Consider the following 9,631-nt stretch of genomic DNA (forward strand, 5'->3'; position numbering starts at 1 on the left):
CCGGGAGCGGCCGGGAGCGGCGCGGCTGGCAGCTGGCCTCGTGGGCGGTGGCCCACGCGACCGAACTGCGGATCGAGCGGGTCTCCTTCGACGGCCGGGTGTGGACGGCGGCCGATTCGCGGGACGGCTGGCGCAAGGACGGCAAGGCCGCGGCGGAGGCCGGGAATTCCCCCGGGAACGCGGCCGCAGAGGTACGGATCGCGACCGCTCAGTAGTGCGACCGTCCCCCCGCCGGAGGTAGGCACAACAGCCCCGCGCGCTTAATGGGCAACGCCCGCCCCAGGCGTCCGGATTTCCCGGCAATTCCTTGTGACTAAAGGCTTGTCAGCCTTCCAGACCTGCATACTGCGCGCCCGATTTGCCCCGCTTTTAGGGGGACAGATAATGCGACGCATTACCAACTCTTTACCGTGGCGCACCGCAACCTTCCATGGATTCGCGCGGTAGTCACTGCGTCCGCTCGCCGGACAGCCAACGTCCTCAACTCCGCCAAAGGAGCATCATGTCCCTCCCCCTGACGCGTCGGATCGCCCGGGCCGCCCTGCTGGTAGCCGCCGGTGCGGCACCCGTCATCGGCGCGGCCGGAGCGGCGAGCGCCGCCCCGCAGGCCACCGACCTGGCGAGCGGCCTGACCGCGGTGGACGGCGCGAACCTCGGCACCAACGTCGACGCGGCCGCCCACAAGGCCGGGGAGACGGTGACGGGCGTCGGCACCAGCGCCATCAAGACCACCGTTCCCGGCGCCGCCGACGCCACCGGCAAGGCCGCCAAGACCGCCGCCCCCGCCGTCCAGAAGGTGGCCGGCCAGGCCGCAGGCGCCACCTCCGGGCTCGCGGGCCAGGCCACCCAGGCCGCCAACGGCGTCAACGCCAAGGGCCTGCCCCTCGGCGGCGGCGGCCTCCCGATCGGCGGCTGACCCAGCGCACGCACGAGCACGCGAGAGGGCCCGGGAGACGTCTCCCGGGCCCTCCGCATGTCCTCCCTTGCGCGCGGCTACGGCGCCAGGCGGCGGACCGCGGCCTCGACGCGCTCGTCGGTCGCGGTGAAGGCGATCCGCACGAACCGCTCCCCGGCCTCCCCGTAGAAGACGCCGGGCGCCACCAGGATGCCGAGCTCGGCCATGGCCGCGACGGTGTCCCAGCAGGGCTCGTCCCGCGTGGCCCACAGGTACAGCGACGCCTCGCTGTGCTCGATGCGGAAGCCCGCGCCCTCGAAGGCGGCCCGCAGGGCGTCGCGGCGGCCGGCGTAGCGCGCCCGCTGCTCGGTCACGTGCGCCGTGTCGCCCAGGGCCGCGACCGTGGCGGCCTGGACCGGGGCGGAGACCATCATCCCGCCGTGCTTGCGGATCTGCAGCAGCTCGCCGAGGACGGCGGGGTCGCCGGCCAGGAAGGCCGCGCGGTAGCCGGCCAGGTTCGACCGCTTGGAGAGCGAGTGCACCGCGACGATGCCCTCGTACGAGCCGCCGCACACGTCCGGGTGCAGGACGGAGACCGGGTCGGCCTCCCAGCCCAGCTCCACGTAGCACTCGTCGCTGAAGAGCAGCACCCCGTGCTCGCGCGCCCACGCCACGATGCGGCGCATCTCGTCGGCCGGCAGGACGCGGCCGGTGGGGTTGGACGGGGAGTTGAGCCAGAGCAGCTTCAGGCCCGCGGGGTCGAGCTCGGTGGGGTCGTCGTAGACGACGGGCTCGGCGCCCGCGAGGCGCGCGCCGACCTCGTAGGTCGGGTAGGCCAGGCGCGGGTAGGCCACCTTGTCGCCCGCGCCGAGGCCGAGCTGCGTCGGCAGCCAGGCCACCAGCTCCTTGGAACCGACGATCGGCAGCACGTTGGTGTGCGCGAGGTCCCGGGCGCCCAGCCGGCGCTCCGCCCAGCCGGTCAGCGCGTCGCGCAGCGCGGGCGTGCCCCACACCGTGGGGTAGCCGGGGCTGTCGGCGGCGTCGGTCAGCGCCCGCTGGATCAGGGCGGGCACCGGGTCGACGGGGGTGCCGACCGAGAGGTCCACTATTCCGCCGGGGTGGGCCGAGGCTTTCGCCTTGTAGGGGGCGAGCCGGTCCCAGGGGAAGACGGGGAGGCGGGAGGAGACTGCGCTCACGGTGTTCGCTCTCTTGCTCTGGGGGTGACCGGCGATACGCCGCGGCCCCGCACGGCGGCGGCCGTACGGGGCCGGGGGGCCGCTCGGGTCAGTGCTCCGGGTTGATGTCCGCGGGCAGCGCGGCGATGAAGGGGTGGTCGCGCTCGATCAGGCCGAGCTTCGAGGCGCCACCGGGCGAACCGAGCTCGTCGAAGAACTCGACGTTCGCCTTGTAGTAGTCCTTCCACTCCTCGGGAGTGTCATCCTCGTAGAAGATCGCCTCGACGGGGCAGACCGGCTCACAGGCACCACAGTCGACACATTCGTCCGGGTGGATGTACAAGGACCGGGAACCCTCGTAGATGCAGTCGACGGGGCACTCCTCGATGCACGCCTTGTCCTTCACGTCGACACAAGGCTGCGCGATGACGTAGGTCACGCTGTCGTTCCTCCTCGGTAGGGCTCATCTCGCGCGGGAGCGCGGCGTCGTCGATGCCCACACCTAGTATCTCCGTTCCCGGGCACTTGACGAACAAGAGGGGCGAGGAGAGCTGTGGAATTCACCACGGGCGGACGGCTGGAAATCAGGATCAGTACCGCTGATGTGGGAAAAAGGGTATCCGTACGCCGTCTGAACCCTTCCGCAGGGGCTTCGGAGGGATCTTCCGAACGGTTCACGGACACCGTCGGCACCCTTACCTCCTGGGAAGGAGGAGTGCTGCGGATCACACGGCGGACCGGAGAGATTGTCACTTTCGACGAGGCCTCTCTCGTGGCCGGCAAGGTCGTCCCCGGCCCTCCGCCGCGCCGCCGCGGCCCCGCGGCGACCGTGCGCGAGCTCCAGGAGATCGCGGCCCGCGGCTGGCCCGCGCGGGAGACCGCACGGCTCGGCGCCTGGACCCTGCGCGCGGCGGGCGGCTTCACGGCCCGTGCCAACTCGGTCCTGCCGCTCGGACCTTGCGGGCTGCCGCTGCCGGAGGCCGTGGACCGGGTGACCGCCTGGTACGCGGCGCGCTCCCTGCCCGCGATGGTCCAGATCACCACCGGGGACCCGGAGCAGGACGCCCTCCTGGACGCCGAGCTGGCCCGCCGCGGCTGGACCGCGGAGCGCCACGCGCTCATGCGGACGGCGGCGCTGGCTCCGATAGCGGACACAGGGGCGGCCACGGAGCACGTGCAGCTCTCGCGCACCCCCGACGAGGCGTGGCTGCGCGCCTACGGGCGCACGGACGGCGGCACCGAGGACGCCCTCGCCGTGCTGGCCGGCGGGCCCTCGGTGTGGTTCGCGACGGTCCCCGGGGCGCCGGGCGAGGGCCCGGTGGCCGTCGGGCGGTGCGTGGTGGACGGCCGGTGGGCGGGCTTCTCGGCGGTGGCCGTCCGTCCGGAGCACCGCCGCCGGGGGCTGGCCACACAGGTCATGGCGCGCCTCGCCGAGCAGGCCCTGAGCGAGGGCGCCTCCGCGGCGTACCTGCAGGTGGAGACGGACAACGGCGCCGCGGCGTCGCTCTACGACGAGCTGGGCTTCACGACGCACCACGCGTACCACTACCGCTGCGCGGCACGCCCTTAGTGCCGCTTACGGTGATCGTCCGTTCCGCCGGACCCTCGCCGCCGTGGCTTGTCGCCGCCTTGGAGGGGGCTCTTGCCCGGGCGGCGCAGCACACGGTAGAGAGGCCTGGCCTCTCGGTCCCGCCGCGACGGCGTCCGGCCACCGGGGCGGGGGGCCGGCGGAATACACAGTCAGCGCAACCGGCGCGCACCATGGAAGGCGGAGGCGGAGGCACCATGAACGACACCACCGGACGGCAGCGGTTCGCGGACGCGGCTCGCGAGGAACGGCCCGACCTCGCGCTGCTGTGCCTGCTGATCGCGGCCGAGGCCGACCCGGAGCCGGGCGAGGAGGCGGTCGACGCCGCGCAGATAGAGCTGGACCGGCTCGCCGGGCTGCTCCCCGCGCTGGGCCGGCAGGCCGCCCCGCGCCGGTGGGCGGAGGCGCTCGCGGAGCTCCTGGGCGAGCGCTGCGGCTTCCACGGCTCCCCGGCCGACTACCGGCGTCTGGAGTCCTCGCTGCTGACCGAGGTGCTCCGGCGGCGGCGCGGGCTGCCGATCCTGCTGTCCGTGGTGTGGATGGAGGTCGCGCGGCGGGCCGGGGCGCCGGTGTACGGGGTCGCGCTGCCGGGTCACTTCGTCGTCGGCTTCGGCGACCCCCTCGGCGGGCACGTCCTGGCCGACCCCTTCGACGGCGGCCGGATCCTGTCCGAGGAGGAGGCGGGCCTGCTGGTCGCGGGCGCGACGGGCACCCCGCTCGCCCCCTCGATGTTCTCCCCCGCGGAGCCGGCGGAGATCGTGCTGCGCGTGCTGAACAACATCCGCGCCTGGGCCGCGGCCCGGCCCGAGCGCAGCGACGTCCAGCTGTGGGCCGTGGAGCTGTCCCTGCTGCTGCCCAGCCACCCGGCCAGGCTCCGCTACGAGCGCGCAGAGCTGCTGGTGGAGCGCGGCGACTTCGTGGCGGGCGCGCACGAGATGGAGGAGTACGCGGAGGTCATCGACGCGCTGGAGCCGACGGTCGCGGAGACGGTGCGCCGGCAGGCCCGGGCGGCGAGGGCGATGCTCAACTGACGGGCGCCGGGCGCGGCGCCCGCCGCCCTCACGGCCGGCCCTCGTCCCGCGCGGTCACAGCCAGCCCTTGTCCCGTGCGATCCGCACCGCCTCGGCGCGGTTGCGCGCCCCCGTCTTCTGGATGGCCGTCGAGAGGTAGTTGCGGACGGTCCCGTTCGACAGGTGCAGCGCTTTCGCCAGCTCCGCGTTGGTCGAGCCGTCGGCGGAGGCCCGCAGCACCGCGCGCTCGCGGTCGGTCAGCGGATTGGCACCCTCCGCGAGGGCCGCGGCCGCGAGGGTGGGGTCGATGACGCGTTCGCCGCGCAGCACCCTGCGCAGGGCGTCCGCGAGCTGGGACGCCGGAGCGTCCTTGACGAGGAAGGCCTCCGCGCCGGACTCCATGGCCCGGCGCATATAGCCCGGGCGCCCGAACGTCGTGAGGATCACGACCTTGAGGGCCGGCAGCTCCCGGCGGACCAGGGCGGCCGCGTCGAGCCCCGTCATCCCGGGCATCTCGATGTCGAGCAGGACCACGTCCAGGTCGTGGGCGCGGGCGGCGTCGAGGACTTCGTCGCCCCGGGCGACCTGGGCGACGACTTCGATGTCGTCCTCCAGCCCGAGCAGCGCCGCCAGCGCCTCCCTGACCATGGACTGGTCCTCCGCGAGGAGGACTTTGATGATGCGTCGGCCGTCCGGATCGGCGGGGTGGTGCTCGTCTGTCACGACGACAGGGTAGGCCGCTCCGGGGCGAGGCTGCGCGAGAGGGGGACGAATGCACGCAAGCGGAAGCCGCCCCGCGGGCCCGGGCCGGTCTCCAAGCGGCCGTCGGCGAGCTGGAGCCGCTCGGACAGGCCCGTCAGGCCGTTGCCGGGAGGGCCGCCCCGGGGGCCGCGGCCGTCGTCGCCGACGGTCAGGCAGAGCTCGTCGCCCTCTTCGGCCAGCGTGATCTCGCAGCGCTGTGCGGCGCTGTGCCGCACCACGTTCGTCACGGCCTCCCGCAGCGCCCAGGCCAGCGCGCCCTCCTCGTCGGGCGGCAGGTCGGGATGGTCGGTGGCGGCGCGGGCGAGGTCGGCGGCGATGCCGGCCGCGGCCAGGGCCGTCCGGGCGCCGGCCAGCTCGGCCTCCAGCGTGGGGCGGCGGAAGCCGCTCACCGCCTCCCGAACGTCCACCAGGGCCTGCCGGCTGACCCGTTCGATGTCGGCGACCTGCCGGGCCGCCTGGTCGGGCCGGTCCGGGAGCATCCGCCCGGCCAGCTCGCTCTTGAGCGTGATCAGCGACAGGGAGTGCCCGAGTAGGTCGTGCAGGTCGCGGGCGAGGCGCAGCCGCTCCTCGTTGGCGGCGAGGTGGGCGACCGTGGCGCGGGCCTCGCGCAACGCGCGGGTCGTCATCGCCATCTGACGCACCCCCACCATCGCGAAGCCGCCGAGCAGCGCCGGGACGACGAGGGCGGCCAGGTATTCGGGAGCGCCCGGTGTCATCGCACCGAGTCCCGCCAGTACCCCCGTGACCAGCGGAATCGTGATGCGGGACAGCTTCGTCGGCAGGACCGCGCCGGCGGCGACGCAGACGTAGACGAAGAGGACGAGCCAGGCGCCCCCGAGCGTGAGGGACAGCACGACCGCGAGGGACACCAGCGCGGCAAGCGCGCCGAGCACGCGGGCGCGCTCCAGGGGACGGGACGTATGCCGGAAGACCAGGGTGAGGTAGCCGGCGACGAAGACCGCGAGGCCGCAGCCGCCGAGGACGTCGCCGGCCAGGGTGTGGTGGTCGCCGAGGACGTCCTCCACGGGGGCCGCCATGTAGGCGAACCAGATGGCGATCCAGATGAGCTTGATCATCACCTGGCGGCGGTTGTCGGGCTCCGTGCCGATGCCGATGGTGTACGACGGGTCGTCATGGACCTCCATGGCGAAGCGCCATGGGTTCCGGCGCCGCGGTCGTGCTGCCATGTCCTGCCTGTCTTCCTGGTCTTCCGGCGTCCGTCAGGACTTGCGGGTGTCCTTGCGGTACAGCCAGGCTGCCACGCCGGCGAACAGCACGAGGTAGACCGCGAGGAGCGCCACGTGCTTGGCCTCGGGGGCGTTCGCCTGCTCGATCGACCGGCCGAGTCCGGCGTACGCGTAGGTGGGCGTCCACTCCGCGACCTTCTGCAGCCACGTGGGGAAGGTGGTGGTCGGCATCCACAGGCCGCCGAGCATCGACAGCGCGAAGTAGATGATCATCGTAAGGGGGCGGACGGCGTCGCCCGTGGCGAGGTAGCCGACGGCCACGCCGAGCGCGGCGAAGACGATGCTGCCCGCCCAGATCGCGCCGACGAGCGCGAACCACTGCCAGGCGGCGCCCATCCGGACGTCCTTGACGAGGGCGGCGACCAGGAAGACCACCAGGATCGAGGGGAGCGAGACCACGGCGGCGGAGGCGACCTTGGCCGTCACGTAGCCGCGGCCGGGCAGGGCGGTCAGGCGCAGCTGGCGCACCCAGCCCTTCTCGCGCTCCTTGGCGATCCGCTCGCTGTTGCCCACGAGGACGGCGGTGATCGCGCCGAAGGAGGCCATGGAGACCATCATCAGCAGCGGCAGGGTCAGCCCGGTGCCCTCGACGATCTCGGTGCTGCTCGCGCCGCCCGCGATCAGCAGATAGAGGCCGGCGGGGTAGATCACCGAGAAGAACATGAACTTCTTGTTGCGCAGGGTGCGCGCGATCTCGAGCTTGATCAGGGTGTTCATCAGACTGCGCCTCGCGAAACGGATCCGAGCACTGCGGTGGGGCTGTGGTTGCGGCCGGGGGTCCGGGGGTTGTCCCCCGAGGAGATCAGCACAGGGCCGCCTCCTCGGCGGTGGCAGCGTCGGTGATGGCGATGAAGGCCTGCTCCAGGCCGAGCCCCGCGACCTCCAGGTTGCGCGGGTAGAGGCCGAGCCCGTAGACGGCGTGGACCGTGGCGTCGGCGTCGTGCGACTGGATGCGCACCGTGCGGCCGGATATCTCCAGGGAGGACAGGAACGGCAGCTCGCGCAGGGCGGCTTCGCCGATGTGCCCGTCCAGGTCGAAGACGATGCGGCGGGCCCCGGCCTTCGCCTTGATCTCGGCGGCCGAGCCGTCCGCGAGGACCCGCCCGCGGTGCAGCACGATCACGCGGTCGGCGATGGCGTCGGCCTCTTCGAGGTAGTGCGTGGCGAAGAGGATGGCGCGCCCGGCCTGGGCCTGCTCGCGCATGACGCCCCAGAACGCCTGGCGGGCGGAGACGTCCATGCCCGTCGTGGGCTCGTCCAGCACGATGAGCTCGTTGGCGCCGGCCGTCGCGAGCGCGAACCGCACCCGCTGCTCCTGGCCGCCCGAGAGCTTGTTGACCTGGCGGTCGGCTATCTCGGTGAGATCGGCGGCGGCGAGCACCTGGTCGACGGGGTAGCGACGGGGGTGCAGATCACAGCCGAGCTTCACGATCTCGCGGACGGTCACGTCCTCCATCAGGCCGCCGGACTGCAGCATCGCGCCGACCTTGCCCTGGGCGACGGCCTCCTGCGGGCTCGTGCCGAAGAGCTCGACCCGGCCCGCGTCGGGGTTCCTCAGGCCGAGGAGGAGGTCCAGGGTGGAGGACTTGCCGGCGCCGTTGGGGCCGAGCAGGGCGACGGTCTCGCCCGGGTACAGCTGCAGGTCCAGATCAGCCACGGCACGCACCGCGCCGTAGCTCTTGCTGACGTTCTCGAAACTGACCACGGGAGCGCCGGTGCGGCGCCCGTCCCCCGTGTACGTGACTGCTGTGGTGGTCATGTCCACCATCCTGTCCGGCGGGCGGGGCTCGCGGCAGTGTCAGCCGTACGGTCCTGGCGATGACAGATGTCATGGGTGCCCGGACATGAGCGCGCCCCCGCGCCACGGGGGCGCGGGGGCTCGCACGGCCTGTCGGCCCGGCCGGACGGCGGGCCGTCAGCCGAGCGGGATGGTCCCGGTCCGCTCGGCGAGCGTCTTGCCCAGGAGCGCCTTGCGCAGCGCGCCCACGACGTCCTGCGGGGTGACCTCCGTCTTGGTGCCGTTGCCGCGCTGGATGAGGACGCCCTTGAACTTGGTGCCGTACAGCTCCTTGAGCGCTTCGAGGTCGTAGCTCTCGACGAGCTTGCCGTTGACCTCCTTGACACCCAGGATCTTCGGCAGCGAGCGCTCCGGACCGAACTGGATGCTGTGCACCGCATCCGTGCGCACCGTGACCAGGCCGGACATCGCGGGCTGCGCGAACTCCTTCATCATCCGGTCGACCTCGGCGTTGCTCACCTTCGGCTGCTGGCTCGCGCTCGGCAGCGCCACCGTGGTCTCCTGACCCGTGGCGGCGCGGTCCTTGTACGCCTTGGCGACGGCATCGACGCCCTTGTCGCCGTCGATGCCCTCGTACGGCTTGCCGTAGACCGGCACGGCCTTGCCCGGCTCGAACTTGATCGTGCCGTCCTTGGCCGCGCCCGACTCGCCGGCGAGCGTCTTGAGCGCGTCCGCGATCTTCTCCTCGTCGGCGACGATCACGGGCTCGGCCGTGCGGGTGCCGCCGATGAGCGAGGGGATGACGGTCAGCGGGTTGTAGTCCCGGCCGGCCGCCGCGCGCACCGTGGCCTGGGTGTCGATGGACAGGCCCGCCACGGACGGCTTGAGCTGCGCCTCCTTGCCGCCGATGGAGACCGTCAGCGGCTTCGTCGCCCGGTCGCCGAGCGCGGAGTCGAGCTTCTGGACGGCCTGCTCCTTGGAGGAGCCGCCGATGTTCACCCCGAGCACGGTGGTGCCGTTCGGCACGTCCGCGTGGTCGAGCAGCAGCCCGGCGCCGTACGCGACACCGGCCAGGCCGACGACCGCGCCGCCCAGCAGCACAAGCTTGGAGCGGCCCTTCTTCTTCGGCTTGGACTTCGCGGGTGCACTCTTCGCGGCGCCCTTGGGAGCCGCGCCCTTGGCCGGGGGCGGCGGGACGGCCGGTCCGGCGCCGGGG

9 protein-coding genes and 2 pseudogenes are annotated in these 9,631 nt (G+C 73.0%); 4 read left to right on the forward strand and 7 right to left on the reverse strand.

What is annotated here, in order from left to right; translation table 11 throughout:
- Nucleotides 1-215, forward strand: a pseudogene (locus V7793_RS27035) (heavy metal transporter); the annotation flags it as partial.
- Nucleotides 216-502: 287 nt separating this feature from the next.
- Nucleotides 503-916: an ATP-binding protein gene (locus V7793_RS27040; RefSeq protein ID WP_336010939.1), complete on the forward strand. Its 414-nt coding sequence runs from the start codon at nt 503-505 to the stop codon at nt 914-916.
- A 77-nt stretch (nt 917-993) separates the two neighbouring features.
- On the opposite strand, the gene dapC is transcribed toward V7793_RS27040, so the two are convergent.
- Together dapC and fdxA are read right to left on the reverse strand one after the other, a co-directional pair.
- Nucleotides 994-2,091 (reverse strand): succinyldiaminopimelate transaminase, encoded by a 1,098-nt coding sequence (dapC, locus tag V7793_RS27045; RefSeq protein WP_336010942.1) that lies wholly within the window; start codon nt 2,089-2,091, stop codon nt 994-996.
- An 88-nt stretch (nt 2,092-2,179) separates the two neighbouring features.
- Nucleotides 2,180-2,509, reverse strand: a complete 330-nt coding sequence (gene fdxA, locus V7793_RS27050; protein WP_030366150.1) for a ferredoxin — start codon at nt 2,507-2,509, stop codon at nt 2,180-2,182.
- Between the two features lie 114 nt (nt 2,510-2,623).
- Here fdxA and V7793_RS27055 point away from each other — a divergent pair, with 114 nt between their 5' ends.
- Nucleotides 2,624-3,640 (forward strand): GNAT family N-acetyltransferase, encoded by a 1,017-nt coding sequence (locus tag V7793_RS27055; protein ID WP_336010947.1) that lies wholly within the window; start codon nt 2,624-2,626, stop codon nt 3,638-3,640.
- A gap of 215 nt (nt 3,641-3,855) precedes the next feature.
- Nucleotides 3,856-4,689 (forward strand): transglutaminase-like domain-containing protein, encoded by an 834-nt coding sequence (locus V7793_RS27060; protein ID WP_168090728.1) that lies wholly within the window; start codon nt 3,856-3,858, stop codon nt 4,687-4,689.
- Nucleotides 4,690-4,743: 54 nt separating this feature from the next.
- Here the strand turns inward: V7793_RS27060 and V7793_RS27065 are convergent, their stop codons facing one another.
- From V7793_RS27065 to V7793_RS27085, 5 genes and pseudogenes are all read right to left on the reverse strand, one after another.
- Nucleotides 4,744-5,349 carry a response regulator transcription factor gene (locus V7793_RS27065; RefSeq protein ID WP_336010957.1) on the reverse strand — a complete coding sequence of 202 codons (606 nt, stop codon included), beginning with the start codon at nt 5,347-5,349 and terminating at the stop codon, nt 4,744-4,746.
- Between the two features lie 38 nt (nt 5,350-5,387).
- A complete protein-coding gene (locus V7793_RS27070) occupies nt 5,388-6,617 on the reverse strand; it encodes a sensor histidine kinase (RefSeq protein WP_443058005.1) in 1,230 nt (409 codons plus the stop codon).
- Nucleotides 6,618-6,650: 33 nt separating this feature from the next.
- Nucleotides 6,651-7,394, reverse strand: a complete 744-nt coding sequence (locus V7793_RS27075; RefSeq protein ID WP_336010952.1) for an ABC transporter permease — start codon at nt 7,392-7,394, stop codon at nt 6,651-6,653.
- A gap of 85 nt (nt 7,395-7,479) precedes the next feature.
- The gene (locus V7793_RS27080) at nt 7,480-8,436 is read right to left on the reverse strand and encodes an ABC transporter ATP-binding protein (protein WP_336010954.1); all 957 of its coding nucleotides are present in this window, start codon (nt 8,434-8,436) and stop codon (nt 7,480-7,482) included.
- A 156-nt stretch (nt 8,437-8,592) separates the two neighbouring features.
- Nucleotides 8,593-9,631 (reverse strand): annotated as a pseudogene (locus V7793_RS27085) (hypothetical protein); the annotation flags it as partial.

It is taken from the genome of Streptomyces sp. KLMMK (assembly GCF_036961605.1).
Lineage (GTDB): Bacteria > Actinomycetota > Actinomycetes > Streptomycetales > Streptomycetaceae > Streptomyces > Streptomyces telluris.